This window comes from Saccharopolyspora mangrovi (assembly GCF_035320975.1).
GTDB classification, from domain to species: domain Bacteria; phylum Actinomycetota; class Actinomycetes; order Mycobacteriales; family Pseudonocardiaceae; genus Saccharopolyspora; species Saccharopolyspora mangrovi.
In genome coordinates this window covers 116,768-141,603 of sequence record NZ_JAWLNX010000017.1, presented here as the reverse complement: position 1 = coordinate 141,603, position 24,836 = coordinate 116,768, and the positions used below count along the sequence as shown (strand labels likewise).

25 protein-coding genes are annotated in these 24,836 nt (G+C 71.2%); 6 read left to right on the top strand and 19 right to left on the bottom strand.

Features of this window, described 5'->3' with window-relative positions; all coding sequences use genetic code 11:
• Window positions 1–90: 90 nt before the first annotated feature.
• The 11 genes from R4I43_RS23090 to R4I43_RS23040 form a co-directional block, all read right to left on the bottom strand.
• Complete coding sequence (locus tag R4I43_RS23090; RefSeq protein ID WP_324267768.1) at window positions 91–969, bottom strand: sugar phosphate isomerase/epimerase family protein; 879 nt, start codon at window positions 967–969, stop codon at window positions 91–93.
• Window positions 970–1,065: 96 nt separating this feature from the next.
• Window positions 1,066–2,184 (bottom strand): hypothetical protein, encoded by a 1,119-nt coding sequence (locus R4I43_RS23085; RefSeq protein WP_324267767.1) that lies wholly within the window; start codon window positions 2,182–2,184, stop codon window positions 1,066–1,068.
• Complete coding sequence (locus R4I43_RS23080) at window positions 2,181–3,272, bottom strand: Ppx/GppA phosphatase family protein (protein ID WP_324267766.1); 1,092 nt, start codon at window positions 3,270–3,272, stop codon at window positions 2,181–2,183. Before R4I43_RS23080 ends, R4I43_RS23085 begins: the two co-directional genes overlap by 4 nt.
• 132 nt (window positions 3,273–3,404) lie before the next feature.
• The gene (locus R4I43_RS23075) at window positions 3,405–4,085 is read right to left on the bottom strand and encodes a response regulator transcription factor (protein ID WP_324267765.1); all 681 of its coding nucleotides are present in this window, start codon (window positions 4,083–4,085) and stop codon (window positions 3,405–3,407) included.
• Window positions 4,082–5,320 carry an ATP-binding protein gene (locus R4I43_RS23070; protein ID WP_407691297.1) on the bottom strand — a complete coding sequence of 413 codons (1,239 nt, stop codon included), beginning with the start codon at window positions 5,318–5,320 and terminating at the stop codon, window positions 4,082–4,084. The genes R4I43_RS23075 and R4I43_RS23070 overlap by 4 nt, the downstream gene beginning before the upstream one ends.
• A gap of 241 nt (window positions 5,321–5,561) precedes the next feature.
• A complete protein-coding gene (locus R4I43_RS23065) occupies window positions 5,562–6,305 on the bottom strand; it encodes a phosphoglyceromutase (protein ID WP_324267764.1) in 744 nt (247 codons plus the stop codon).
• Between the two features lie 629 nt (window positions 6,306–6,934).
• Window positions 6,935–7,420: a type III secretion system chaperone family protein gene (locus tag R4I43_RS23060; protein ID WP_324267763.1), complete on the bottom strand. Its 486-nt coding sequence runs from the start codon at window positions 7,418–7,420 to the stop codon at window positions 6,935–6,937.
• Complete coding sequence (gene mshA, locus R4I43_RS23055; RefSeq protein ID WP_407691296.1) at window positions 7,417–8,712, bottom strand: D-inositol-3-phosphate glycosyltransferase; 1,296 nt, start codon at window positions 8,710–8,712, stop codon at window positions 7,417–7,419. Before mshA ends, R4I43_RS23060 begins: the two co-directional genes overlap by 4 nt.
• A 170-nt stretch (window positions 8,713–8,882) precedes the next feature.
• Complete coding sequence (locus R4I43_RS23050; RefSeq protein WP_407691300.1) at window positions 8,883–10,022, bottom strand: L,D-transpeptidase; 1,140 nt, start codon at window positions 10,020–10,022, stop codon at window positions 8,883–8,885.
• Window positions 10,023–10,275: 253 nt separating this feature from the next.
• Window positions 10,276–11,307: a chymotrypsin family serine protease gene (locus tag R4I43_RS23045; RefSeq protein WP_324267760.1), complete on the bottom strand. Its 1,032-nt coding sequence runs from the start codon at window positions 11,305–11,307 to the stop codon at window positions 10,276–10,278.
• Window positions 11,308–11,361: 54 nt separating this feature from the next.
• Window positions 11,362–12,474, bottom strand: coding sequence for a UDP-N-acetylmuramate dehydrogenase (locus R4I43_RS23040; RefSeq protein ID WP_324267808.1), 1,113 nt, complete (start codon window positions 12,472–12,474; stop codon window positions 11,362–11,364).
• Between the two features lie 37 nt (window positions 12,475–12,511).
• On the opposite strand from R4I43_RS23040, the gene R4I43_RS23035 reads away from it, so the two are divergent.
• Genes R4I43_RS23035 through purU form a run of 4 tightly spaced genes read left to right on the top strand, consistent with a single transcriptional unit; the run spans window position 12,512 to window position 15,576 of the window.
• A complete protein-coding gene (locus R4I43_RS23035; protein ID WP_324267759.1) occupies window positions 12,512–13,030 on the top strand; it encodes a DUF2505 domain-containing protein in 519 nt (172 codons plus the stop codon).
• A 6-nt stretch (window positions 13,031–13,036) separates the two neighbouring features.
• Window positions 13,037–13,888: a class I SAM-dependent methyltransferase gene (locus R4I43_RS23030; protein WP_324267758.1), complete on the top strand. Its 852-nt coding sequence runs from the start codon at window positions 13,037–13,039 to the stop codon at window positions 13,886–13,888.
• A gap of 57 nt (window positions 13,889–13,945) precedes the next feature.
• Complete coding sequence (locus R4I43_RS23025; RefSeq protein WP_324267757.1) at window positions 13,946–14,671, top strand: maleylpyruvate isomerase family mycothiol-dependent enzyme; 726 nt, start codon at window positions 13,946–13,948, stop codon at window positions 14,669–14,671.
• A gap of 32 nt (window positions 14,672–14,703) precedes the next feature.
• On the top strand, window positions 14,704–15,576 hold the full coding sequence (gene purU / locus R4I43_RS23020; protein ID WP_324267756.1) for a formyltetrahydrofolate deformylase: 873 nt from the start codon (window positions 14,704–14,706) through the stop codon (window positions 15,574–15,576).
• A 45-nt stretch (window positions 15,577–15,621) separates the two neighbouring features.
• On the opposite strand, the gene R4I43_RS23015 is transcribed toward purU, so the two are convergent.
• The 6 genes from R4I43_RS23015 to R4I43_RS22990 form a co-directional block, all read right to left on the bottom strand.
• Complete coding sequence (locus R4I43_RS23015) at window positions 15,622–16,170, bottom strand: YbaK/EbsC family protein (protein WP_324267755.1); 549 nt, start codon at window positions 16,168–16,170, stop codon at window positions 15,622–15,624.
• Window positions 16,171–16,189: 19 nt separating this feature from the next.
• Complete coding sequence (locus R4I43_RS23010; protein ID WP_324267754.1) at window positions 16,190–16,930, bottom strand: alpha/beta fold hydrolase; 741 nt, start codon at window positions 16,928–16,930, stop codon at window positions 16,190–16,192.
• On the bottom strand, window positions 16,930–17,214 hold the full coding sequence (locus tag R4I43_RS23005; protein WP_324267807.1) for a DUF2516 family protein: 285 nt from the start codon (window positions 17,212–17,214) through the stop codon (window positions 16,930–16,932). Before R4I43_RS23005 ends, R4I43_RS23010 begins: the two co-directional genes overlap by 1 nt.
• Window positions 17,215–17,328: 114 nt before the next feature.
• The gene (locus R4I43_RS23000; RefSeq protein WP_324267753.1) at window positions 17,329–18,018 is read right to left on the bottom strand and encodes a hypothetical protein; all 690 of its coding nucleotides are present in this window, start codon (window positions 18,016–18,018) and stop codon (window positions 17,329–17,331) included.
• Between the two features lie 6 nt (window positions 18,019–18,024).
• Complete coding sequence (locus R4I43_RS22995) at window positions 18,025–18,435, bottom strand: helix-turn-helix domain-containing protein (RefSeq protein ID WP_324267752.1); 411 nt, start codon at window positions 18,433–18,435, stop codon at window positions 18,025–18,027.
• 94 nt (window positions 18,436–18,529) lie between these two features.
• Window positions 18,530–18,910, bottom strand: a complete 381-nt coding sequence (locus tag R4I43_RS22990) for a VOC family protein (RefSeq protein ID WP_324267751.1) — start codon at window positions 18,908–18,910, stop codon at window positions 18,530–18,532.
• 103 nt (window positions 18,911–19,013) lie between these two features.
• Here R4I43_RS22990 and R4I43_RS22985 point away from each other — a divergent pair, with 103 nt between their 5' ends.
• Window positions 19,014–19,559, top strand: a complete 546-nt coding sequence (locus R4I43_RS22985) for a CGNR zinc finger domain-containing protein (RefSeq protein ID WP_324267750.1) — start codon at window positions 19,014–19,016, stop codon at window positions 19,557–19,559.
• Window positions 19,560–19,631: 72 nt separating this feature from the next.
• Here R4I43_RS22985 and R4I43_RS22980 read toward each other — a convergent pair whose 3' ends face one another.
• A complete protein-coding gene (locus R4I43_RS22980; RefSeq protein WP_324267749.1) occupies window positions 19,632–20,840 on the bottom strand; it encodes a DUF445 domain-containing protein in 1,209 nt (402 codons plus the stop codon).
• 200 nt (window positions 20,841–21,040) lie between these two features.
• On the opposite strand from R4I43_RS22980, the gene R4I43_RS22975 reads away from it, so the two are divergent.
• Window positions 21,041–22,210, top strand: coding sequence for a pyridoxal phosphate-dependent aminotransferase (locus R4I43_RS22975; RefSeq protein ID WP_324267748.1), 1,170 nt, complete (start codon window positions 21,041–21,043; stop codon window positions 22,208–22,210).
• Between the two features lie 15 nt (window positions 22,211–22,225).
• Here R4I43_RS22975 and R4I43_RS22970 read toward each other — a convergent pair whose 3' ends face one another.
• Window positions 22,226–24,832, bottom strand: coding sequence for a CHAT domain-containing protein (locus R4I43_RS22970; protein ID WP_324267806.1), 2,607 nt, complete (start codon window positions 24,830–24,832; stop codon window positions 22,226–22,228).
• Between the last annotated feature and the right edge of the window lie 4 nt (window positions 24,833–24,836).

Sequence of the window (24,836 nt, the reverse complement as noted above, 5' to 3'; positions counted from 1 at the left end):
ACGAGTTCATGGTCGAGGATTCTAATGACCGCCCACGAAGTTGATCATCAGGCGTCGGTTAGCGGTCCTAAGAGCAGGTTCAGAAACCCCCTAAGCTCCGAGTGGTTCCAGGTGCAGGCGGGCGAAGAGCAGCGCTTCGGCGAGGATTTCCGCTCGTTGCTGGGGATTCTTGGCCTTGCGCGTGTTGACCTCGAGCACGACCGAGCCGTCGTAGCCGTCGGCCGCGAGGGCCTCGCAGACCTCCGCGCACGGCTGGTTCCCCTGCCCCGGCAGCAGGTGCTCGTCGCGGGACGCGCCGGTGCCGTCGGCGAGGTGCACGTGCGCCAGGCCGTCCTTCATCCGCTTGAGCAGTTCGATCGCGTCGACGTGCGCGGCGGCGGCGTGCGAGAGGTCCAGCGTGTAGTTGCGGAAGCCCACGTCGGTGGGGTCCGGGGACGGCTTGAACGCGGAGAGCCCGCTGTTGGTCCTGCTCCCGGTCGTCCGGCCGGCGCGCAGCCGGTTCAGCGAGGTCGGCGGGCGCAGCGGGAACATGTTCTCCACCGCGATCTTGATGCCGCTGGTCTCCTCCAGCTCCTCGACCAGTTCCGGGAAGGCCTCGGCGTAGCGGCGCTGCCAGCGGAACGGCGGGTGCACCACCACCGTCGACGCGCCCAGCTCGCTGGCCACCACCACGGCCTTGCGCAGCCGCTCCTCGGGTTCCGGCGACCAGACGCGCTGGGTGATCAGCAGGCAGGGCGCGTGCACCGCCAGCACCGGCACCCCGTGCTGCTCGGACAAGCGGCTCAGGGCTTTGACGTCCTGGCTGACCGCGTCCGCCCAGACCATCACCTCGACCCCGTCGAAGCCGAGGTCGGACGACATCTCGAAGGCGGCGCGGGCGGGTTGCGGCCACACCGAGGCGCTGGACAGCCCCACCGGTATCCGGCCGGGGGCGTCCTGGCGCTCAGACCTCGCTGGTTGTCCCGTCATCTCGAACCAAGCATGACCGACGGCCCCGGGCGGGCTGCGCGGCGGTGGGGCTTGCGGACTCGCGAGTCACCTGTCCGAGCCAACACCGGGAACCTCTCATTGATTGATCAGCAGCAACGCCGCTGGCGACACCGTGCAGAACAGGCCGACCAGCACCGAGAGCAGGATGGTCTGCAGATCGTTGGTGCGGAAGAACTTCCACGCAACGAGCACCAAAAGGCCGGTGAACACCAGCGCCGCGCCGAAGGCGGCGATCGTCGCGTTGATCCACAACCAGCGGAAGCCGATCCACACGGCACCGCCGCCGATCAGACCGGCGACGCCCTGCAGGGCCAGCGTGCCCCACTCCTTGCCCGCTGACGGCGGTCGGTCGCCCTCGTCCGGGTCGTAGTCCTCGTCCAGCCCGGCGGGCGCCGAGCGGTCGTAGTCCTGGTCGTACGGCTCGTCGTAGGGCTGCTCGTAGCCGCCCTCGGCGAAGCTCGGCTCGGGGTCGTCGAAGTCGTACGGGTCGGCGTCCGGCTCGGCCTGCGCCGGGTAGGCCTGCTCGACGCCGCCGTCGATGCGCGGCAGCTGCTCGGTGAAGTTCTCCGGCAGCTGCGGCGGACCTGCGGGCGCCATCGGCGGCCCCGCCGGACGCGCGGGCGGCTGCGGCAAGGCGGGCTGCCGGATCGTCGCCTCGGCGTCGCTGCTGGGTGCCGAGGGGGTTTGCGCGGACGCCGGCGGGCCGGACGGGGCGCTGCCCGCGCCGCTGAAGCGCTGCGCCCAGTAACCGGCGCTGCCGGGCGGCGGGCCCGACTCGGTCGGCGGTTCGGGAGTCGGACGCGCGGGCGCCTGCGGCGGCGTCGGAGGAGGCGTCGGCGCCTGCGGCGGCTGCTGCGCGGCCGGTGGCTGGACCGGCGGCTGCGCGGCCGGCGGCGCCGCGGGCTGCTGGTTGGCAGGCTGCTGGTTCGCGGGCTGCTGAGCCGCGGGCTGCTGGGCGGGCGGACCGCCGCCCTGCCTGCGGCTCGCCGGCGGTTCCTCGTCCGGCTTGACCGGGCGCATCTTGCCGCTGTCCGACAGCACCCGGTTGATGATCTCCTGAGGTGCCGTCTCGGTCGGGTCCTCGGCCTTCCTGCGGCGGCGCCGGGAGCCCTTCTCGGAGCTGCCGCCGTACTCGGCGAGCAGCTCTGCAACGGTGCGCTGGGTGGGCTGATCGGCCCCGCTGTCCCGACTCATCGCTCCCACCGTGCCCCGTGCCGCGGTTGCAGTCCAGTTCCGTCCACCGGTGCCTCGGTTTCATTCCGTGTCGGGCCGGACGCATTCTCCTGCGCCGGCACGAGCCCGTCCGTGCCCCCCGCACGCACCGGAACGCCGCTCTTGAACGCAGTGTGACTATCTCCGTTGGTGTGGTCCAGCCGCCTGAGGATGACTCCCTCGCGCAGCGCCCACGGGCAGATGTCGAGTTCGGTGACTCCCAGGGCTTTCATCGCGGCCTCGGCGACCAGCGCGCCGCCGACGAGCTGGTGCGACCGGGCAGAACTCACACCGTCGAGTGAAGCAAGATCGTTCGCCGACATGCGGGTGATGAACGACAGCAGCTGCCGCAGCCCCGTGTCGGTCAGCCTGCGCGGCACGCGCTGCCCCGCTGAGGACGGCGCGGCGCCGGTCAGCCTGGCCAGCGAGCGGAACGTCTTCGAGGTGGCCACCACGCGATCGGGCCGGGCGAGCTTGCGGAACTTCTTGGCGGTGGGCGCCAGCTGGCCCTCCAGCCAGTCCCGCGCCTTCTTGATCTCGTCCTGCTTCGGCGGGTCGTGCAGCATCGTGCGGCTCATCCGGCCGGCGCCCAGCGGCAGCGACACCGCCAGGTCGGGCTGCTCGTCGATGCCCAGCGCCATCTCCAGCGAACCGCCGCCGATGTCGAGCAGCAGCAGGTTGCCCGCCGACCAGCCGTACCAGCGGCGAGCCGCGAGGAAGGTGTAGCGGGCCTCGTCCTCGCCCGGCAGCACCTCCAGCTCGACGCCGGTCTCGTCGCGCAGCCGGTCCAGCACCGCCGCGGCGTTGTCGGCGTCGCGGATGGCCGAGGTGGCGAAGGCCATCAGCTCGTCGCAACCGGCCGCCACGGCCGCTTCCTGAGCTTCGGCGATCGTCCCGATCAGCTCGTCGGCGTCGTCCTCGGAGAGCCGCCCGTGGTGCGCGCCGATCCGCTCGGCCAGGCGCAGCACGGTCTTCTCCGATGTCATCGGGGTCGGATGCGCACCTCGGTGCGCGTCCACCACGAGCAGGTGGACGGTGTTGGATCCGACGTCGAGGACCCCTAGGCGCATGACCGACAAATTACCGGCTGCGCACGCGACCGGGCGGCAGGTGGGCGGGAAACTGCGTCCCGGAACACTCCCGCCACGCCCGCTACCAGGTCAGCAGCCTGCTCGGGATGCGACCGGTCACACCCCGGCCGCTCAGGCCTCGAACTTGTAACCAAGACCACGCACGGTGATCAGGTAGCGCGGGTCCGCCGGGTCGGGTTCGACCTTCGAGCGAAGCCGCTTGACGTGCACGTCGAGGGTCTTGGTGTCGCCGACGTAGTCCGCTCCCCACACCCGGTCGATGAGCTGACCGCGGGTGAGCACCCGGCCGACGTTGCGCAGCAGGTACTCGAGCAGGTCGAACTCCTTGAGCGGCAGGTTCACGTCCTCGCCGTCGACGGTGACCACGTGCCGCTCGACGTCCATCCGCACCGGTCCGGCCGCCAGGACCTGCGGCTGCAGCTCCTCGGCCTCGCCGCGGCGGCGCAGCACCGCGCGCACCCGCGCGATCAGCTCGCGGGCCGAGTAGGGCTTGGTGACGTAGTCGTCGGCGCCCAGTTCCAGGCCCACGACCTTGTCGATCTCGCTGTCCCGCGCGGTCACCATGATCACCGGCACGGCGGAGCGCTGCCGCAGCTGCTTGCACACGTCGGTGCCGCTCATGCCGGGCAGCATCAGGTCCAGCAGCACGATGTCCGCGCCGTTGCGGTCGAACTCGTCCAGGGCGTCGGTGCCGTTGGTCGCGACGGCGGCCGTGAAACCCTCCTTGCGCAGCAGGAAGGCCATGGGGTCGGCGAAGGACTCCTCGTCCTCCACGATCAACACTCTGGTCACCGGATTCCTCCCGTTTCGACGGTCGTCACGCCGTCCGCACTTTCGGTGGTGGACCGCGCGGCAGGTGCCGCCCGATCGGGTTCAGTGGTCGCCTCGTCCTCGCCGGTCTCGCCCGCGCCGTGCCTGGGCACCCGGATGGTGAAGGTGGAACCGGTCCCCGGCCTGCTCCACAGCTTCACCTCTCCGCCGTGGTTGGCCGCGACGTGCTTGACGATGGCCAGCCCCAGACCGGTACCGCCGGTGGCCCGCGACCGCGCGGGATCCACCCGGAAGAACCGCTCGAACACCCTTTCGTGGTGCTCGGGTTCGATTCCGATGCCGCGGTCCGTGACCGCGATCTCGACGAAGTCCTCCGACAGCCGGCGCGAGATCGACACCGGGCTCCCGTGGGAGGAGTAGTTGACCGCGTTGGTGATCAGGTTGGTCAGCGCGGTGACCAACAGCGCCCGGTCGCCTTCCAGCAGGTATCCGGACGGGCCGTCCACGGCGATCTCTATCCCCGCGGACTCGGCGGCCAGCCGGGAACGCCCCAGCGCCTCCTCGACCACCTCGTCGACCTCGATCGTGGTGAGCTCCGGCAGCCGCTCCGCGCCCTGCAGGCGGGACAGCGCGATCAGCTCCGAGACGAGCGTCCCCAGGCGGGTCGACTCGTGCAGGATCTTGGTGGAGAACCGCCGCACCTCTTCCGGGTCCTCGGCGGTGTCCAGCAGCGCCTCGGCCAGCAGCGCCAGGGCGCCGACCGGGGTCTTGAGCTCGTGGCTGACGTTGGCCACGAAGTCGCGCCGGGTCGCCTCCAGCCGCACCGAGTCGGACTGGTCGGCGGCGTCGACGACGGCGAAGCCGTCACCGAGCGGCCGGACGTCGCCGAGCACGGCGGCCGGGCCGCGGCCCGCCAGCGACGCGCGACCGTCCAGCGGGCAGAGGTCGACGGTCACCGTCTCGCCGGTCTTGACGGCCTGCTCGGCGGCCTTCTGCGCCCGGGGGTCGGCCCGGTAGTCGTGGATCACGCCCAGCTCGACGGCGCGCGGGTTGTGCAGCACCACGTCGCCGAAGCGGTTGAGCACCACCACGCCGTTGGTGCTGGTGTGCACCAGCCGCTGCAGGAGTTCGGCGACGGTCGGGCCCTGAGGCTGGGATTTGCGGTAGGGCCGGGATCCCCGGGCTACCAAGAATCCGCCGGCCGCGCCCAGCAGGAGCGCGGCGATGATCAGGGCGGTGTAGCCCAAAGCGGTCACATCTGCATCGTAAGCAAGCGCGGGTGGGGAAAGGCCAGTCCACAAGGGCGTTCCGTGACGCCCGTGACACGAATCGGGGGCTTCTTCACCTGTGGTTCACCCCCTGATCGGAGGCGGTTCAGCTCTCGCCCCAACCTCGGTAGCGCTCCGTTCCCCGAGTGGGCGACTTCTCGCCACTCTTCACCCACGTGAGTGACGTGTGGAGGGCACCTCGGATGCCGAGGCACCCTCCACGTCCGGCTCAGCGGCCCTGGTTGGCCACGGCCGCGGCGGCCGCCTTGGCGGCCTCCGGGTCGAGGTAGGTGCCGCCCGGGTTGGTGGGCTTGAAGTTCTCGTCGAGGTCGTAGCGCAGCGGGATGCCGGTGGGGATGTTGAGCCCGGCGATGTTCTCGTCGGAGATCCCGTCCAGGTGCTTGACCAGCGCGCGCAGCGAGTTGCCGTGTGCGGCCACCAGCACGGTCTTGCCCGCCTTCAGGTCCGGCACGATCGCCGACTCCCAGTACGGCAGCAGCCGGGCCACCACGTCCTTGAGGCACTCGGTGCGCGGCGTGTCGGAACCGAGGTCGGCGTAGCGCGGGTCGGCGTCCTGGCTGAACTCGCTGCCGAGCGCGATCTCCGGCGGCGGGGTGTCGTAGGAGCGGCGCCAGAGCATGAACTGCTCCTCGCCGTAGGCCTCCAGCGTCTGCTTCTTGTTCTTGCCCTGCAGAGCGCCGTAGTGGCGCTCGTTGAGCCGCCAGTCGCGCTTGACCGGGATCCAGTGGCGGTCGGCGCCGTCGAGGGCGATGTTCGCGGTCGAGATCGCGCGCCGCAGCAGCGAGGTGTGCAGGACGTCCGGCAGCACGCCCGCCTCGCGCAGCAGCTCTCCGCCGCGCTTGGCCTCGGCCTGGCCCTTGTCCGACAGCGGGACGTCCACCCACCCGGTGAACAGGTTCTCGGCGTTCCACGTGCTCTCACCGTGCCGCAGCAGCACCAAAGTCGAAGTCATGACCCCAGGCTATCCGCAGCGATGAGCAGGGCATCGAGGTTGTGAGGTTGACCTGAGAGTTACGTGATCACCGCACGTCCGTGACACGATAGTGTCGGTCGTCACTTTCCGTGGAAGCTATGGCCCTCTCAGGCCCACGTGCTCTACTTTTCTGGCTGAACATCACACGAATGGAGTAATGCGGCGGCCTTGTGGCGGCTACACAACTCTGCGAAGTTGACAACGCTCTCCTTGATCGGCTCCCACGCACTCCCCGATCTCGCGAGGGCGTGAGCGCGGTTCAGCTCCCCCAACGAGCCGCGCCCCGCCGGGCTCAGGGTGCCCCCCGCCCTCCAAGCCCGTCAGGCGGGACCACCGTGGTGGGGCGGCTCGAGCTCGTGACTCCCCCTCTCTCCCGAGCCGCCCCTCCCGGTCCCTTCTTCTTTGTCTTGGGTCACCTTGCTCAGCGGTGCCGGTGGCGGAACCTGAGCGCCTCCGCGGACTCCGTGCGCCGCTCCTTGAGCATTCGAAATACGCGGCGTCGCGGCGTACTAGCCACGAAGGCCCTTAGAACCCGCGGCGGTGCCAGGCGCGAGAGTGGCAAGGAGAAAGCGACTTCGTCGCTTGCCTGACGATTGTCTGGTTTGCCGTTAATCGTCCTGGTCCACCAGTTGTTTGAAGGGTTGGAGGTTGGCGAGGGATTCTCCTCTGGATTCTCGCCAGGCCCATTCCCTTCTGATGGCTGTGGCGAAGCCGAGTTCCAGGAGGGTGTTGAAGTCCCCGTCCGCCGCTTCGAGGACTTGGCCGAGGATTTTGTCCAGTTCCTCCGGGGTCACCGCTTGGCGGTTGGTCCTGCCGACCAGGTAGATGTCGCCGGTCTTGTCGATCGTGTAGTGGACGCCGTAAAGCTTGGCGTTGCGGCGCAGCAGGAACCGGTAGACGTTCTCGTGGTTCTCGTCCGGCTGCCTGCAGACGAAGGCCTCGACCAGCAGGGCGTGCTCGGCGACGATCAACCAGCAGTTGGTCTGCAGCTTCTTGGTGCCCGGCAGCGTGACGAAGAAGCGGCCGCCGCCCTTGTCCTGGTAGGTGAGCTCGTTGGCTTCCAGCGTGGACGTGATGACCTGCTCCGGGCTCACGCCGTCACCTCCTCCGTGCGCAGACTGCGGTTGAACGCCAGTTTGGCCTGTTCGTAGGCGTCGAGCAGCGACTCGGTGGTGCGCGTCCAGGAGAACGTGGTCGCGTGCTCGCGCGCGTTGCCCGCCAAGCGGTGCCGCAGCCCCCGGTCCAGCGCCACCGAGCTCAGCGCTTCGGCCCACTGCTCGGTGCGGTGGCCGTCGACCAGCACACCGGACACCCCGTCCCGGACCGCGACCGGCAGACCGCCGACCGCCGCGGCCACCACCGGTGTGCCGCAGGCCTGCGCCTCCAGCGCGACCAGGCCGAACGACTCGTTGTGGCTGGGCACGGCCACCACGTCGGCCGCCCGGTAGACCTGCGCCAGCCGCTTTCCGCCGCGCGGCGGCAAGAACCGGACCACGTCGTCGATGCCCAGGTCCACCGCCAGCTGCTGCAGGGCGCGAGGCCGCTCCAGACCGCTGCCCGACGGCCCGCCGACGACCAGCACGACCAGCCGCTCGCGCAGTTCGGGGTGGCGTTGCAGCAGTTCGGCCGCGGCGCGCAGCAGCACGTCCGGGGCCTTCAGCGGCTGGATGCGGCCGACGAACGCCAGCACCAGCGCGTCTGCGGCAACGCCCAGCTCCTCGCGGGCGGCGACGCCGTCACCCGGGGTGAAGACCTCCAGGTCGACGCCCGGCGGGATGGTCGCCACCGCGTCCGGCTCGGCGTCGTAGCGGTCGATGAGATCGGTGGCCTCGAACTCGGTGTTGGCCACCAGCATGTCCGCCTGGTCGACGATCTGCTCCTCGCCCAGCACCCGCACCCGCGGTTCCGGCGAGTCGCCCTCGGCGAGGTTGGCGTTCTTGACCTTGGCCAGCGTGTGCGCGGTGTGCACCAGCGGCACGCCCCAGCGCTCCCGCGCCAGCCAGCCCGCCTGGCCGGACAGCCAGTAGTGCGAGTGCACGAGGTCGTAGTGCCCCGGCTCGTGCCGGGCCTCCACCCGCAGCGCGCCAGCGGCGAACGCGCACAGCTGCGAGGGGAGATCGTTCTTGTCCAGGCCCTCGAACGGGCCGGCCACCACGTTGCGGACCAGCACGCCGGGGGCCAGTTCCGCGATCGGCGGGATGTCGGAGGAGGTGGCGCGGGTGAAGATCTCCACTTCGGTGCCGAGCTCGGCGAGCCGCCGGGAGGTCTGCGCGATGTAGACGTTCATCCCGCCGGCGTCACCGGTGCCGGGCTGCTCCAGCGGGGAGGTGTGCAACGAGAAGACGGCGGCGCGGCGCGGCCGCATCCGTAATGTCCTGGAAGTCATCTGCTGCCCATCGCAAGCCGGTAGGCCCGAGTTTTTCGAGCCTGCTCAACCCCGACACCGCACGCCGCGGAAACATTCCCGTCGCCGTCCTGAAACCCCGGAGCCAACCGTGGACGCTACCGCCAAGGGGCGGCCGAGCCCGCTGCTCGGCCGCCCCTCGGTGGCTTCCGTCACAACGCCGACTTCGCCTTCCACTGGTCCCAGGACAGGATCCAGTCGTAGACGTCGTAGCGGGGTTCCATCGAACTGGCCGAACCCGTGACCTCGACCGGATCGCCCAGCAGCGCGCTGTCGTAGTAGGCCTTGGCGTCGGCCGCGCTGAGGTTGATGCAGCCGTGCGAGTTGTTGACCTTGCCCAGCGCGGCGGCGTTCTCCTGGTTCTCGTGGATGAACTCGCCGTGGTTGGAGAAGCGGGCCGCGAACGTCTTGCGCACGTCACGGTAGCCGTAGCGCGGGTTGTCCATGATCTCGACCGGGTTCTTCTGCATCACGATGTAGGTGCCGTTCGGGGTGTTGCGCCCCGGGTCGTACTCCTCGCCGTAGCTGGCCGGGTAGCTGGCGACCTGCTGCCCGTCGCGGATCACGACCATCTGGTGCGTGCCCACGGCGGCCTTGACGATCTGCGCGCGGCCGATGTCGAACTCGCTGGTCAGGTCGGCCAGGCCGTAGGCGCCGTCACCGTAGGCGACGCCGTAGAGGTCGGCCTTGACGGTGACGTGCGTGTGGGCCGGCCAGTACTCCTTGGGCCGGTAGTCGACCTGCTTGTCCGACAGCCACGCCCAGGAACCCTCCACGGGCGTGGACGTCTGCACGCTCAGCGCGCGCTCGGCCGCGGCCTTGTCCTTGACCGGCTCGTCGAACTTGACGCTGATCGGCATCGCGACGCCGACCTGGGCGTCATCGGTCGGGTTGACGGTGGCCCGCACCGTCTTCTTCGGCTGCACGGTCCGGAAGGAGCCCTGCACCGGCGCCTTCTTGCCGTCCGCGCCGATCACCTGGCCCGACCAGGTGTACTCCTTGCCGTAGCCGAGCGCCTCGGTCGCCTGCCAGCTCTTGCCGTCGGCGGACAGCTGCCCCGCGACCGCCTTGCCGTCGGCGTTGGCCAGCTGGACCGACTCGAAGCGGCCCTGGTCAACGGCGGCCTTGATCGGAGCGGTCGGACTGACCTCCCCCGCACCGGCGCCCGGTTCGAAGTGGACCGCGGCGACCGGCGGAGCGGGCTCGGACTGCGTCTGCGGTTGCGCAGAACAGCCCGCGATCAGCAGGACGGCCGCCAGCGCCCCCAACAACACGCGCCACGGCAGCCGCATCACACCACTCACTTTGAGAAATCCTCTCTGAAATTAAGTCAAAAATGGCAAAACGGGCACCGCCGGAAAAGCGAGCTCGCTTCTCTCCAGCCGACGGTTCCCCACCCCCACCAATAAAGACGTGCGAAGGCCCGAAAAGATGTCCGGAGGGCGCTGTGCATTGCATCACAACCGCCGAACGCCACTTCACCAGACTCCGAAAGGCGCACATTCCGCGCGAATGGCATCAACGGGAATTCGGGCTCCACACACCTCATACGCCGAGCGGCAGCGATTGCGGGTTCAACCGGACGTCGAGCTCGGAGAGGACATCGCCGATCGGCGTCGCATAACCGATCGCCCCGTTCTCGGCGCCCGCGACGTGCAGCCCGAGCAGCCGGCCCGCCGGGTCGAGGACCGCCGCACCCGAATCGCCAGGCCCGCAGAAGCACGGCCCGTCGGTGGCGATGCGGATCTGCTCGCGCAGCACCCGGACCCCCAGCGCAGCGCCGTGATCGACGCGGATGGTGGCGTCCACCGAGGTCACGAAGCCGTCGGTGAGCCCGGTGCCGAAACCGTGCTTGCGGACCGGCTCACCCGGGTAGGCGCGAGCGTGGCCGGTCACCGGCCCGAGCCCGCCGACCTCCGGCGAGGCCGCCAGGCCGGGGACGATGCTGACGGCCGCGGCGTCCACGCGGCCCGACAGCGCGGCCCGCGCCAGCTCGGCCTGCACCCGGCCGCTGTCCGGGTCGATCATCCGGTCGCCCACCGACCAGGCGTCGTCCAAGCAGCCGACGTCGAAGGTCGTCAACCCCATCGGTTCGGTGGGATCGCTGGTCACGAGCACTCCGAGGGTGCCGATCCGGCGGTACTCGCCGGTCCCCAGCCGGACCGCCCGGTACGGAGCCAGGCCGCTGCCGCCGCGCACCGCCCGGATCGGGCAGCCCGCGCTGCCGCCGTCGGACCCGATCGTCCGGGACGGCCACCGCAGCGGCTCGCCGTGCACCCGGTGGATGTGCTGCAGGACGGGCTGCTCCTCGACCACGTCGGTGGGGATGCCGAACAGCTCGGCGGGCACGCAGCCGTCGCGCCCGAGGGCCTCGCGAGGCCGCTTGCAGGTCACCGTCACGACGATGACCTGCTCCCGGTGTCGACTGCCCGCGCGCGTCCTGCTGCCGATGTCCACGCCCGTCACCCCGGGCAGGTCAAGCAGCTGGTCCTCGACAGCGCGCTTGATCGGGCGGATCACCGCCCGGTCCCGCAGTTCCCTGATGCTCAGCATGGTGGCCCCCTCCACCTCTGCCATTTAACACTCAGGGTGATCCGTTAGTCACTAAGAGTCACCTGTATGGCCGCTGGTCTAGAACGCGCAATCGACCATCACGGGCTCGGGAACGAGGGTCACGCCGAAGGCGGAGCGCACCCCGTCGCGGACCTCGCGGGCGAGTTCCAGCAGGTCGGCGGTGCTCGCGCTGCCCCGGTTGGTCAGCGCCAGCGTGTGCTTGCCGGACAGCGCGACGCGCCCGCCCGGGCCCTGGTGGCCCTTGGCGAAACCGGCCCGCTCGATCAGCCAGGCCGCCGACAGCTTGCCCCCGCCCTCGGCCGGGTACTGCGGGATCCGCTGGTCAGGACCCACCTCCTCGGCGATCCGGGAGAGCGTGCCGGGCAGCTCGGCCTCGGCCACGATCGGGTTGGTGAAGAACGAACCCGCGCTCCAGGTGTCGTGATCGGCCGGGTCGAGCACCATGCCCTTGCCGCGCCGCAGCTCCAGCACCGCCTGCCGCGCCTTCGCCGCGTCGACCCGCTCGCCCGGCTCGACGTCCAGCGCGCGGGCGAGCTCGGCGTAGCGGATCGGTGCCGACAGGCCGCTGTCGCGCAGCCGGAACCGGGCGCGCAGCACCACCGCCGCGTCGCTGTGCTTGAGGACGCTGTTGCGGTAGGTCAGCCCCAGGTCGGCGGCCTGCACGGTCCGCACCCGGCCGGTGCGCCTGTCCAGCAGGTCCACCGAGACGAGCAGCTCGGAGATCTCCACGCCGTAGGCGCCGACGTTCTGCACCGGCGTCGCCCCGGCCAGGCCCGGGATGCCGGACAGGCACTCCAGCCCGCCCAGGCCCTGCGCGACCGAGTCGGCGACCACATCGTCCCAGTCCTCGCCCGCCTCGGCGGTCAACTGCACGATCCCGTCGCCGACGTTGTCGTACTCGCGGCCCTTGGTGGCGATGCGCACGGCATGCCCGGAAAATCCCTCGTCCGAGATGACCAGGTTGGACCCGCCGCCGAGCACCAGCAGCCGGTGCCCGCCGTCGTCAGCCGCGCGGACCGCGTCGATGAGCTCATCGTCGCTGGTGGCGACCACCAGCCCGGTCGCAGGGCCGCCGAGCCGCAGCGTGGTGAACTCGGCCAGCGGCGACCCACCACCCGGCAGCTCACCTGGCAGGGCAGTGTCGTCGCGCACTTCTTCGGCACCGGACATAGAGGCACTCACGACTGCCAAAGGTAACCTCCGCTGCATGGCACGCCGCATCGAGCACCGCAGCACCTCCGACCGGTCCGCCGTCGAGGTGTACCGGGCGCTGATCGACTCCGAGTACCTAGCGGCTCGGCTGGAGGAGCTCGGCGGCTCCACCGCGACCCTGCTGCAGCACGTGGACACCGACGACGGTGCCCGCTTCCAGACCCGGCAGGCAGTTCCGGTCGACAAGCTCCCGTCGCTGGCCCGCACCGTCGTCGGCGGTGACCTGCTCATCGACCGCAGCGAGTCCTGGCGGCGCGAGGAGGACGGCCACTACACGGGCGAGATCGCGGCGGAGATCGCGGGCGCCCCGTGCTCGATCACCGGCTCGATGTGGCTGCGCGACCTCGTCGCGCCGAGCGGTCCGGACGTGAGCGAACTCGTCGTGGAGGGCACGGTCAAGGTCACCGTCCCGTTCGTCGGCGGCAAGCTCGAAGACCTCGTCGCCGAGCAGGTGCAGAAGATGCTGGTCGACGAGGACCACTTCACAGCCGCGTGGCTGGCCCAGCGCGGCTAGCCCGCGATGAACGTTCCGAAGAAGCGCAACCCGCGGCTCGCCGCCGGACGCGCCCGCGCGATGGGCATGCCGACGCGCGGCACGACGAACCCCAACCGGCTGCGGCGCATCGACCGCTGGATCGCAGCCACCCCGTGGGTGGCGCGCGCGGTGCGCAACGCCGCCGAGCCCGTGGTCATCGACCTCGGCTACGGCGCCACCCCGACGACCACCGTCGAACTCGCGCAGCGGCTGTCCGGGCTGCACCCGCAGCTGCGGGTCGTGGGCCTGGAGATCGACCCGGAGCGGGTGGCCGCGGGCAAGGCCGTCGCCGACCCGCCGCGCCTGGAGTTCCGGCGCGGCGGCTTCGAGCTCGCCGGGCTCGCAGCCGGAATCCGCGATTTCCCCGGCCCCGCCCTGATCCGCGCGCTCAACGTGCTGCGCCAGTACACCGAGCCGGAGGCCTGGAAGGCCTGGGAGGAGCTGTGCTCCCGCCTCGCCCCGGAGGGCCTGCTGGTGGAGGGCACCTGCGACGAGATCGGCCGCCGCTGCTGCTGGGTGACGCTGGACCGCCAGGGGCCGCGCGCGCTCACCCTCGCCTGCCTGCCCTCCGACATCGACGCCCCGTCCGACCTCGCCGAGCGGCTGCCGAAGACGCTCATCCACCGCAACGTCCCCGGCGAGCGGATCCACGCGCTGCTCACCGAGCTCGACGCCTGCTGGGCCAAGGCCGCCCCGCTGGCCACCTTCGGCCCGCGAGCCCGCTGGGCCCACGCCGCGGGCCTGTTCGCGGAGCAGTGGCCCGTCCTCGACCGCCACCCCCGGTGGCGCCTCGGCGAGCTCACCGTCCCCTGGGACTCGGTCGACCCGAACACGTGAGCCGCCACTCCGCCTCGACGCTTTTCGCGCGGTCGGCGTAGCGCCTTTAATGGGGGCATGGATCGCGATTTCCACCTCAAGGCGTTTCAGGAGCAGGCGGACGCTTTCCGGCGTGCGGTGCTGCAGGCCGGACCGGACGCCGTCGTGTCCACCTGCCCGGGTTGGGACGTCCGGCAGCTGACCGGGCACCTCGCCCAGGCGTACGCGAGGGCGCGGGCGTCGCTGCGGGTCGAGCCGGGCGGCAACCGACCGGAAGCGCCCGACGCACCAGGGGATTTCGAGGCCGCGCTGTCCTGGTGGGACGAACTCCGCGGCGAGCTGCTCACCGACCTGTCCACGATGGATCCCGACCGCGCGGTGTGGGCGATCTTCTCCGGCGGAACCCCGGCGGGGTGGGCTCGGCGGGTCGCGCACGAGACCGCGATCCACCGGCTCGACGCCGAACTCGCCCTGGGGCAGGCCGGTGTCCTGGTCTTCGACCCGGAGCTGGCGGCCGACGGCATCGACGAGATGCTCACCGAGCTGCTGCCGCTGGGCGACTGGACCGCCCGCGAGCACTCCGGAACCGTGCTCTACCACGCCGCCGACGCGGGGCGCGCCTGGTTGGTGACCTACCGGCCCGGCGAGCCTCCCGTCACCGGCGCGCCCTCGGACGCCGGGCTGGAGACCGACGCGACCGTCGCCGGCACCGCCGACGCCCTCTACCGCCGGGTGTGGGGACGTCCCAGCACGGCGCTGGTCACCGGGGACGCCGGTCTGGCCGGAGTGGCGGCCGGACGCTGAGGTAACCCACCTCACCTGCGACAATCATCGTCGTGAGCTCTTCCGAACGTCGTTTCGTCATCAGCCTCGGCTGCCCCGACCGCACCGGGATCGTCGCCCGGGTCTCCGGGTTCCTGGCCGAGCACGGCGGCTGGATCGTCGAGGCCGGTCACCACACCGACACCACGACCGGCTGGTTCTTCACCCGCCAGGAGGTGCGCGCGGACTCGCTGCCCTTCGGGCTCGACGAGCTGCGCGAACGCTTCGCCGCCGTCGCCGCGGAGCTCAGCGACCGCGCCGAGTGGCGGATCTGGGACACCGCCGAGCGGCGCCGGGTCGTCGTGCTGGTGTCGAAGGAGGCGCACTGCCTGCACGACCTGCTCGGCCGCGTCGGCTCCGGGGAGCTGGACGTCGAGCTGTGCGCGGTGATCGGCAACCACCCGGAGCTCGGGCCGATCACCGAGGCGCACGGCATCCCGTTCCACCACGTGCCCTTCAGCAAGGACCCCGAGGCCAAGGCCGCCGCGTTCGAGCAGGTCCGGGAGCTGGCCGAGCAGCACGACCCGCACGCGATCGTGCTCGCCCGGTTCATGCAGGTGCTGCCGCCGGAACTGTGCGAGCGGTGGGCGGGCAAGGCGATCAACATCCACCACAGCTTCCTGCCGTCGTTCGCCGGCGCCCGGCCGTACCACCAGGCCTACGAGCGGGGCGTGAAGCTGATCGGCGCCACCTGCCACCACGTGACGGCGGAGCTGGACGCGGGCCCGATCATCGAGCAGGGCGTGATCCGCGTCGACCACACCGACGACGTCGCCGACATGGTCCGCAAGGGCCGCGACATCGAGAAGATGGTCCTCGCCCGAGGGCTGCGCGCGCACGTCGAGGACCGCGTCCTGGTCCACGGCAAGCGCACCGTCGTGTTCTGACCCCCAGCTCGCGAGCGCGGCGACGGCGTCACGGCCGTCGCCAGGTCAGCGGGCGAGGTTCTCGAGGACTTCCGCGTGGGGTAGACCGGGGAGGACGTCCGCCGGGGTGATGATCTTGCTCCGGCGGAGTCCGCTGCCGACCACGACCGCGCCCGCCTCGGTCACCCGGGGGTCGATCAGGACCGGCCACGAGCCCGGGAGGCCGAACGGGGTGATCCCGCCGTACTCCATGCCGGTGTGCGCCACCGCCTCGTCCATCGGGGCGAACGACGCCTTGCGGACGTCGAGCCGGCGCTTGACCACGCCGTTGACGTCGGCGCGGGTGGTGGCCAGCACGACGCAGGCCGCGTAGCGGACCTCGCCCGCGCGCTTGCCCGCCACCACCACGCAGTTGGCCGACAGCTCCAGCGGCGAACCGTACTTCTCGCAGAACGCGGCGGTGTCGGCCAGTTCGGGGTCGATCTCGGTGGCGCCGATCCGGTCGTCACCGAGCGCGCGCACGGACTCGGCGACCGGGTCGGCGAGCAGGTCGAGCCGTTCCAGCGCCGTCGTGACGTCCAGCGTTCCCGCTGCCTCGGACCAATCGAAACCCATGACGCGCACGATAGAACGCTCAGCGCAGGAAGTCCGTCAGCAGGTCCCGGAGCAGCTTGCGGTGGGTGAGCATCGGCGCCTGCGATTCCAGCAGCTCCAGCCGTGCTCCCCGGAACGCCGCGGCGGTCGCCTTCGCCGCCGCAGCCGGATGCATCGGGTCGTCGGTGGCGCCGATGACCAGGACTTCCGCGGTGGCCTCCGACAGCGCGCCCGCATCGGTGACCGGGACCTGTTCGGGCAGGTCGCGAAGGGCGTCGGAGAGCCGGGTCAGCGCACGGGCCCGCTGCTCGAGGTGGTCGCCGACCTCGACGCCCGGCGGGACCTCGGCGGCCAGCACCTCGCGCAGGCTCGCACCGCCGTCCTCGGCGGCGACCGCGCCGGCCAACCGCTCGCAGGCCCAGGCCGCGGCAGGTTCGCGAGGCCGGTCCAGCGCCGCCGGGAGCAGCAGCGCCAAGCGCTGGAACCGGCCGGGGTGCTCGGCGGCGATGCGGGTCAGCGCGCCCGCGCCGAGCGACACGCCGACGGCCTGCGTCGCGCCGACCTCGTCGGCGACGGCGAGCACGTCGGCGGCCACCGGGCCGTAGTTCCAGTAGCCGGGCGGGGCGTCGGGAGCGGAGCCGTGCCCGGGGAGGGTCATCACCACGCGGGTGCCCCGAAGCCCGGACGCGGGGATGCGGGCCTCGCCTTCGGTCGCGCCGAGACCGTGCACGACCAGCGTCACCGGGGTGCCGTTGCCGAGCACCCGCCAGCGGGCGCGCACTACCAGGACCGCCCCTGGACTTCCTTCACCTTCGGGCGGACGTCGACGATGTAGACCAGCGCCGCGACGAGCCCGGCGATCCAGATGATCCCGTAGGGCCCGCGCGTGTCGAGGATCAGCAGGAGCGCGGCGGCACCGGTGATCCCCATCCAGGCCAGCTTGTTCAGCTTGTCCGCGGCCGTGAAGGCATCCGCGCGCTGCAGCGCGGCGTGCACGAACGCGAAAACACCGACCGGGACGCACACGATCCAGATGACCGTCAGGATCCACCAGTACAGCGGCATTCCGCTCGAGAAACCCACGCCTCCACCTTACGTGCTAGCCACCTCGGAGGGCACCCACCTCCGCAGCAGCCGGTCCCGGCACCCATCGGGTACCGGGACCGGTGCTCGCGGTGATCAGTTGCCGCTGGTCTTGGGCGCGGTGGTCGTCGACTTCTTGGCGGTGGTCGCCTTGGTGGTCGTCGACTTGACCGCCGGGGTTGTCTTGGCCGCAGCCGGCTTGGTGGCTGCCGGCTTCTCGGCGGCGGTCTCGGTCGCCTCGGCCTGGGGGGCCTCCGCCTCGGAGGTCTCGGACTGGGAGGTCTCGGAGCCCTCGGTCTTGGCGGCGGTCTCCTCCTTGACGAAGGGGCGGGTGACCTTGCCCAGCACGTCGTCGGCCATGCCGCGCACGTCGTCGGCCATGCCGCGCACGTCGCCGACGGTTTCCTCGACCTTGCCCTGGGCGGTGCCGACCTGCTCCTTGACCTTCTTCACCTGCGTGGAGTCCTGCAGCTTCTTGAAGGTCTCCTCACCGTGTTCGGTGAGCTGGTCGTAGAGCTTCCTGGCCGACTCGCCGTAGGTCTCGAGCTGCTTGCGCACCTCGGACGGGTCCAGCTTGGCCTTGAACTCGCTGAAGTCCTTGGGCAGCTCGGCCTTGGCGGACTCGGTGCGCTCGGTGACCTGGGTGCGGAACTTGTTGACGGCGTCCAGCACCGCCTGCGCGGCGAGGTCGCCGGCGCCCAGCGCGGCCAGCAGCGGGGTGCGGGCCTGGTCGACGCCTTCCTTGAAGGCCTTGTTGACGTCTTCGGTCTTGGGGAAAGCCGGCATCGCGGTTCACTCCTCGGGTTGGTGGGTGGCCCCGTCCCCGTCCTCCGCGGCGTCCTGCTCGCGCCGGAACGAGGAGTAGATGTCCAGAAGCACTTGTTTCTGCCGCTCGTTGAGCTCCGGGTCGCCGAGGATCGCGTCGACCACGGGCCCGGACTCGCGGCTTTCCAGGATTCCGGCCTGCACGTAGAGCGCCTCGGCGGAAATCCGCAGCCCCTTGGCGATCTGCTGCAGGATCTCCGCGCTCGGCTTGCGCAGGCCGCGCTCCACCTGGCTCAGATACGGGTTGGACACTCCGGCGAGCTTCGCCAGCTGCCGCAACGAGATCTGCGCGTTGTTGCGTTGAGTCCGGATGTAGCTGCCGAGGTCGCTGACCGCCTGGTTCACGGCCTTGGGGACTGCCTTGTCCATGCGTTCCATCGGACACCTCTCCGGGTTCGAGACCCACCCTAGCGCCGAGTGCTAGCTATTGCAAGCACCCAGCTAACACCCCGCTGGTGTTCGACGGACAACCCTACTGAGCTGCGCACATGCAGAAGGGGTGACCTTCCGGATCGGCGTAAACGCGAAAGCTCGCGTCGAGCTGATCAGGCGGCTGCGGCAGCTGGACCGCACCTGCGGTGATCGCCCGCTCGTGGCCTTCGTCGAGCGTGGCGACCCGGACGTCGAGGTGCGCCATCTGCGGGACCTCCCGATCGGGCCAGGTCGACGGGCGCTGGTCCGGCGCGAGCTGGAAGGCCAGCGGCGCACCGCCCGCGGGGTCGGCGAGCTCCACCCAGCGGCCCCCGGACTCCGCCTCGTCGATCTGCCAGCCCAGCAACCGCCCGTAGAACTCGGCGAGCCGGCGCGGGTCCGCGCAGTCGATCGCGTACGCGGCGAGCTTCAAGGCACTCATCGCACTCCCTCTCTAACCGGTATCGGTTGTTTTGCGGGTTACTAACCGTCAAGAAGCAGAATGCTGGTTACAGGGGTCGGCCGCAACCCCCTACTGGCTTACGATGGTGTCCGTGAACAGCAGAGCTGTCGCTCCGGAAGTGGACCGCGCGTCTGTGCTGGAGGCGGTCGAACTCGACTTCGACCACGACATCGAGCTAGTCCTGGCCTTCCTCAACACCTGCGACGCCGAGAAGGGCACCGAAGTCCTCGACGATCACGCCCGATGGCAGCGGTGGTGCACCGAACGCGGCCTGGTCGTGGTCCCCGAAGTCGAAGCGGCCCGCGAAGTCCGCGACACGATGCGGTCGGCGGTGACCTACGGGATGCGCCCCACGGGCCTGGCGAACACGACCTGGCCGGTGCAGGTGCAGCTGCGCAACGGCATCCCCTCGCTGGTCGGGGTGGACGCGCTGGGCAGCGTGCTCGTCGCCGCGACGCGGCTGGTGCACACCGAGCACTGGGACCGGATCAAGATCTGCCCGGCCGAGGACTGCCTGTGGGCCTTCTACGACCGCTCCCGCAACAGATCCCGGACGTGGTGCTCGATGCGCGTCTGCGGCAACCGGGAGAAGGCCCGCTCCTGGCGCGAAAGACACACCACGGCCTGAGACCTCGTTCGTGGTTCCTCCGCCTCAGAGGGGCGGGTGGCGGAACCTGAGCGGCCCCAGGCGTCACCCCGTTCAGATCAGCAGCTCCGCGATCGTGTGGATGGCCAGGCCGGCGAGGGCGCCGACGACGGTGCCGTTGATGCGAATGAACTGCAGGTCGCGGCCGACCTGCAGTTCGATCTTGCGCGAGGTCTCCTGGGCGTCCCAGCGCTCCACCGTGTCGGTGATCAGCGTGGTCAGCTCGTCCCGGTAGTTCGACACCACGTAGGTGACGGCGCCTTCCAGCCAGCCGTCGACCTTCTCCTGCAGCTCGGGCTCGGTGTGCAGCCGGGCACCGAGCGAGCGCAGGCCGTCCCGGACCCGCACGCGCAGCTCGCTGGAGGGGTCCTCGGCGGCGTCGAGCAGCATCTTCTTGGCCGTGCCCCAGGCCGAGGACACCAGGTTCTGCACCTCGGGGTGCTCGAGCACCTGGTGCTTGATCTGCTCGGCCTTGGCCATCGTCTTCTCGTCGTGCTGCAGGTCGTGGGCGAACTCCACCAGGAAGCGGTCCACGGCCTGGCGCATCGGGTGCTCGGAGTCGGTGCGCACCGCCCACGCGAAGGACAGCACCTCGGCGTAGATCTTGTCGGCGAGCATCGCGTCGACGAACTTCGGCGACCACGACGGAGCCCGCTGGCTGACCACCCGCAGCACGGTCTCGTGGTTGTCGCGCACCCAGTCGTAGGCGCGGTCGCAGACCAGGTCGACCAGCTTGTGGTGCGAACCGTCGCTGAACACCTGGCCCAGGATCCGGCCCAGCGGCGGGCCCCACTGCTGGTCCACCAGCTTGCGCACCACGCCGTGCTCGATGATCGCCTGCACGTCGTCGTCGCGGAGCACCTGCACGGCCCCGCGCACGGCGGTGGCCAGCTCGGAGGTGACCCGCTCGGCGTGGTCGGCGTCGTCGAGCCAGAGCCCGACCCGGCGGCTGATGCCGGCGCTGCGCAGCTTGTCCCGCACCACGTCCTCGGAGAGGAAGTTGGTGCCCACGAAGTCACCGAGGCTGCGGCCGATGGTGTCCTTGCGGGTCGGGATGATCGCGGTGTGCGGGATCGGCAGGCCCAGCGGCCGCCGGAACAGCGCGGTCACCGCGAACCAGTCCGCCAGCGCACCCACCATGCCCGCCTCGGCCGCGGCTCGGACGTAGCCCACCCAGGCCCCGGCACCTGCGCTCTCCTGCCAGCGCGCGAAGAAGTAGACCACCGCCGCGAACAGCAGGAACGCGGTGGCCACGGCCTTCATCCGCCGAAGGCTCCGGCGCTTTTCCGAATCGGGAACCGATGTGGGTTGCACACGTCGATTGTTGCAGCGATTCCGGTCAACCCGGGGCGAACGCGACGACGTGACCTGCCCAACAACTCCCGAGCACCGCGGAACGACCCGTCGACCACGAGCTAAAACGCTGGTCGCAGGCGTTGTTCGGTGTATTAGGCTCCGCAAGCGTGCGCACTCCTGCTTTGACCTCCCGTCTTCGGCCGTTCACGTCCACGATCTTCGCGGAGATCACCGAGCTGGCCCGCCGGACCGGCGCGGTCAACCTCGGCCAGGGCTTCCCCGACACCGACGGCCCGGAGAGCATGCTGCGGGTCGCGCAGGACGCCATCGCCAACGGCGTGAACCAGTACCCGCCGGGCGCCGGTGAGCCCGAGCTGCGCGCGGCCATCAGCGAGCACCGCGCCGCCCGCTACGGCACCGAGTACGACCCGGAGGGCCAGGTGCTGGTCACCGTCGGCGCCACCGAGGCGCTGACCGCGACGATGATGGCGCTGGTCGAGCCCGGTGACGAGGTGGTGCTCGTCGAGCCCTACTACGACTCCTACCCGGTCGCGATCGCGATGGCCGGTGGCGTGCGCAAGACCGTCGCGCTGCGCCAGGGCTCCGATCACCGCTTCGAGCTCGACCTCGACCAGCTGCGGTCGGTGGTCGGCCCGCAGACCCGCGCGCTGGTGCTCAACTCGCCGCACAACCCGACCGGCACCGTGTTCACCGACGACGAGCTGGCCGCCATCGCCCAGGTCTGCCGGAACAACGACGTCATCGCCGTCACCGACGAGGTCTACGAGCACCTCCTGTTCGACGGTCGCGAGCACCACCCGCTGGCCGGGCTGCCCGGCATGGCCGAGCGGACCGTGTCGATCTCCAGCGTCGGCAAGAGCTTCAGCGCCACCGGCTGGAAGATCGGCTGGGTGTGCGGCCCGGCCGAGCTGGTCGCGGCGGTGCGCGCGGCCAAGCAGTTCATGACCTTCGTCGGCGGCGCCCCGTTCCAGCCCGCCGTCGCGCACGCCCTGCGCAACGAGCTGGCGTGGGTCGATCAGCTGCGCGCCGGCCTGCAGCGCAAGCGCGACCGGCTGGCCGAGGGCCTCGCCGAGGCCGGTTTCGACGTGCTCGACAGCGAAGGCACCTACTTCATCTGCGCCGACGTGAGGCCGCTGGGCTTCACCGACGGCGCCGAGTTCTGCCGCTCGCTGCCGGAGCGCATCGGCGTCGCGGCCATCCCGGTCCAGGTGTTCTGCGACAACCCGGACGACTTCAGCCACCTGGTCCGCTTCGCGTTCTGCAAGAAGGACGAAGTCCTGGACGAGGGGATCCGCCGCCTCCACAAGCTCCGGTAGACCTGGCGACCGGGGTCACACACCTCCGTAGCCGATGCAGATGAATCCGGTTTCGCCGTGCCGCGCTTGGGCTTTCGCGAGCGCGGCGGATGGTCGCAGGCCCGAGTCGAGCGCGTCGTGGAGGGTGAGCATGACCTCCACGGTCCGCTCGTCGGGGACCGGGACCACGCTCGCGATCACCGTGGCGGTCCCGCGTTCCAGCAGGGTGGCGGTCAGCCCGCTGAGCTGATCTCCCCTGCTGATCGCGGACTTGCCGACGTCGCAGGCCGACAGCACCACCGTGGTCGGGCTGCGGCGCAGACCGTCGAGGTCGTGCGCGTAGAGCGGCCCGTCGTCGAGGTCCAGGCAGGACAGCAGCGGCTGGTCGTCCCGGAAGTGCCCGTGCGCGGCCAGATGCGCCACACGAGCTCCGTCCAATGCGGACAGAACGCGATCGGTCCGCGCCCCCGCTCCGGTGAGCACCTGCCCGCCACCGCTGCGCTGCAGCGCGGTGACCTCCCGTTCGGCGTGGTCCAGCCGCGGCCCGGCGATCCACACCCGCGCACCGGCCGGATCGGCCGCCCGAGCTCGGGCGGCACCGCCCAGCCAGCAGCGGATCGACGGGCTCACCGTGACCGGGTTCTCGCTGCACGCGGGCAGCACCGACCACGGCAGCAGGTGCAACCGGCCGGTGGGCACCACGACGAGTTCGCGCCCCCGCTCCAGCTCGGGGAGGACCGGGGACAGCAGCTGCGACTGGAGCTCGGCCGCAGCCAGCCGGACGCCGTGCTCGAACATCGGCGCAGCTCGCGAGGCCACGCCGCAGGCCTGGCGCGCCAGCAGGTACCGGAGGCGGACCGCTTGGCTCTCCGCCGCGGCCTCCGGTCCGAGCACGTGCAACGCCATCTCACCGTCCACGATGGACACCGCGAAGAGCCTGCCGCGCTCGGAGAACAGGCTCAGCAGCACCGCGTCGCCGAGTTCGGCGCTGATCTCGTCGATCCCGGCCGGCGCGCGCAGCGGGTCGGTGCGCCCCTCGACCAGCATCGCCTGGTGGCGGACCTGCTCTTCCAGCTCGGCAACGGTGCTCATGGCCCGCTGCGGGTCGGCGGTCTGCTGCGCGTCGAGCACCGCGCCGCGCAGCCGGACCAGGGCCGTGTTCAGCCGCGGATCCGACGGTGGGCGCAGCGAGCGGCGGTGCAGCGCGCTGGCGCGGGAGCGTTCGGTCCAGCGCAGCACGAGCTGCGGGTCGCCGATGCGCAGCGCGGCCCGCACGGCGACCTCACCGAGCTCGTCGGCCAGCCCGAGCGCGTGCACCCGCATCTCGAAGGCCGGCATCCCGACCGCTTGCCCGTCAACGGCTTTCAGCCCCGCGCGGCAGGCGCGCAGCAGCCGGGCGATCCCGCCCTCCTGCTCGGCCAGCAACGCCTCGGCCAACCATCCCAACGCCCGCAGCTGCGGTGGCGCGTCGTCGACCTCGCGCCACTGGGCGCACCTGCCGAGCAGCCTGCGCGCCACCGAGTTCAGACCGGCGCGCTGCGCGGTCCGACCGGCGGTCAGCCGCAGTTCGGCAGCGGTGGCGTGCCAGCCGAACTCCTCGCACGCGTTGGCCGCGCGTCGCGCCGCCGACAGGGAGTAGCGGGTGTTCTGCCCGGATCGCAGCTTGGCCTGCCACACGATCGCCGAGGCCAAGGCGGCCCACGCCGGTCGCTTCTGCCCCCGGAACAACCGCCGGGCCGCGCCCGCGGCCTCGGCCGCTGCGGCGGGCTCACCATCGCGCAGCGCGCATCCGGCCAGCGCGAGCCGGGTTTCGGCGAGCCTGCCCTGCCGACCGGTGTCGGCCAGCCGCTGCGCCGCCTGCTCCATGACGGCGCGGGCCTGCTGGGTCAGCCCGGCCGCCGCGAGTGCCTCACCCCGGTCGACCAGCGCCTCCGGGTTCGCGGTGACGTCGAGCCCGGCCGCCACCGCCTCCTCGAACAGCCGCAGCGCCTGGGGCAGGTCACCGGCCCGGAACGCCACGCAGCCCCGGTTGTGCCGGCAGCCCGCGGCCCGCGGGCCCCGGCCGTCGGCGTGGAAGATCCCCTCCGCAGCGACCAGGTCCTGCTCGGCCTCGACCAGCCGGTTGGTGTAGAGGTTGGCCAGGCCCCGGCCGAGCAGCGCGTTGGCCTTCCAGTGCCGATCCCCGTCGAGGTGCACCAGCGCGCTGGTCAGGCGCAACCGCGCGTCCCGGTGATGACCGCGCTGGCAGTGCAGCAGCCCGCGCAAGCAGGTCGCCCTGGGACGGTCCTCGGCGGGCAGGTGCGGTTCGGCTGCGGCGAGGTTCGCCCAGCTCGCGCCGGTGTTGCCGCGTTCCAGCTCGATCCACGCCAGGGTCAGCTGCAGCTGCGCGGCCCGCTGGGGCCAGCCGCCGCGCTGCGCGGTGGACAGCCCGAGCCGCACGTGCCTGCGCGCCTGCTCGACCATGCCCAGCTCGACCGTCGCCAACGCGGCGATGTGCCGGGCGAGCACCCGCAGCTCACCCTCGGGCGCTGCTCCCGCCAGCAGCCGCTCGGCTTCGCGCAAGGCCTCGCGCGGTGCTGCGGTCGCCTCGTCGCGCCAGCGCAGCGCACCCGCGATCACGTCCGGCGGTGCCACCGCCGCCACGGCG

Bases quoted from the DNA above. Each gene is read 5' to 3' on its own strand.
- R4I43_RS23090 (WP_324267768.1), bottom strand. From the start codon at position 969: ATGACGGGACAACCAGCGAGGTCTGAGCGCCAGGACGCCCCCGGCCGG.
- R4I43_RS23085 (WP_324267767.1), bottom strand. From the start codon at position 2,184: ATGAGTCGGGACAGCGGGGCCGATCAGCCCACCCAGCGCACCGTTGCA.
- R4I43_RS23080 (WP_324267766.1), bottom strand. From the start codon at position 3,272: ATGCGCCTAGGGGTCCTCGACGTCGGATCCAACACCGTCCACCTGCTC.
- R4I43_RS23065 (WP_324267764.1), bottom strand. From the start codon at position 6,305: ATGACTTCGACTTTGGTGCTGCTGCGGCACGGTGAGAGCACGTGGAAC.
- mshA (WP_407691296.1), bottom strand. From the start codon at position 8,712: ATGACTTCCAGGACATTACGGATGCGGCCGCGCCGCGCCGCCGTCTTC.
- R4I43_RS23050 (WP_407691300.1), bottom strand. From the start codon at position 10,022: ATGCGGCTGCCGTGGCGCGTGTTGTTGGGGGCGCTGGCGGCCGTCCTG.
- R4I43_RS23045 (WP_324267760.1), bottom strand. From the start codon at position 11,307: ATGGCAGAGGTGGAGGGGGCCACCATGCTGAGCATCAGGGAACTGCGG.
- R4I43_RS23040 (WP_324267808.1), bottom strand. From the start codon at position 12,474: ATGTCCGGTGCCGAAGAAGTGCGCGACGACACTGCCCTGCCAGGTGAG.
- R4I43_RS23035 (WP_324267759.1), top strand. From the start codon at position 12,512: ATGGCACGCCGCATCGAGCACCGCAGCACCTCCGACCGGTCCGCCGTC.
- R4I43_RS23030 (WP_324267758.1), top strand. From the start codon at position 13,037: ATGAACGTTCCGAAGAAGCGCAACCCGCGGCTCGCCGCCGGACGCGCC.
- R4I43_RS23025 (WP_324267757.1), top strand. From the start codon at position 13,946: ATGGATCGCGATTTCCACCTCAAGGCGTTTCAGGAGCAGGCGGACGCT.
- R4I43_RS23015 (WP_324267755.1), bottom strand. From the start codon at position 16,170: ATGGGTTTCGATTGGTCCGAGGCAGCGGGAACGCTGGACGTCACGACG.
- R4I43_RS23005 (WP_324267807.1), bottom strand. From the start codon at position 17,214: ATGCCGCTGTACTGGTGGATCCTGACGGTCATCTGGATCGTGTGCGTC.
- R4I43_RS23000 (WP_324267753.1), bottom strand. From the start codon at position 18,018: ATGCCGGCTTTCCCCAAGACCGAAGACGTCAACAAGGCCTTCAAGGAA.
- R4I43_RS22995 (WP_324267752.1), bottom strand. From the start codon at position 18,435: ATGGAACGCATGGACAAGGCAGTCCCCAAGGCCGTGAACCAGGCGGTC.
- R4I43_RS22990 (WP_324267751.1), bottom strand. From the start codon at position 18,910: ATGAGTGCCTTGAAGCTCGCCGCGTACGCGATCGACTGCGCGGACCCG.
- R4I43_RS22985 (WP_324267750.1), top strand. From the start codon at position 19,014: ATGGTGTCCGTGAACAGCAGAGCTGTCGCTCCGGAAGTGGACCGCGCG.
- R4I43_RS22980 (WP_324267749.1), bottom strand. From the start codon at position 20,840: ATGAAGGCCGTGGCCACCGCGTTCCTGCTGTTCGCGGCGGTGGTCTAC.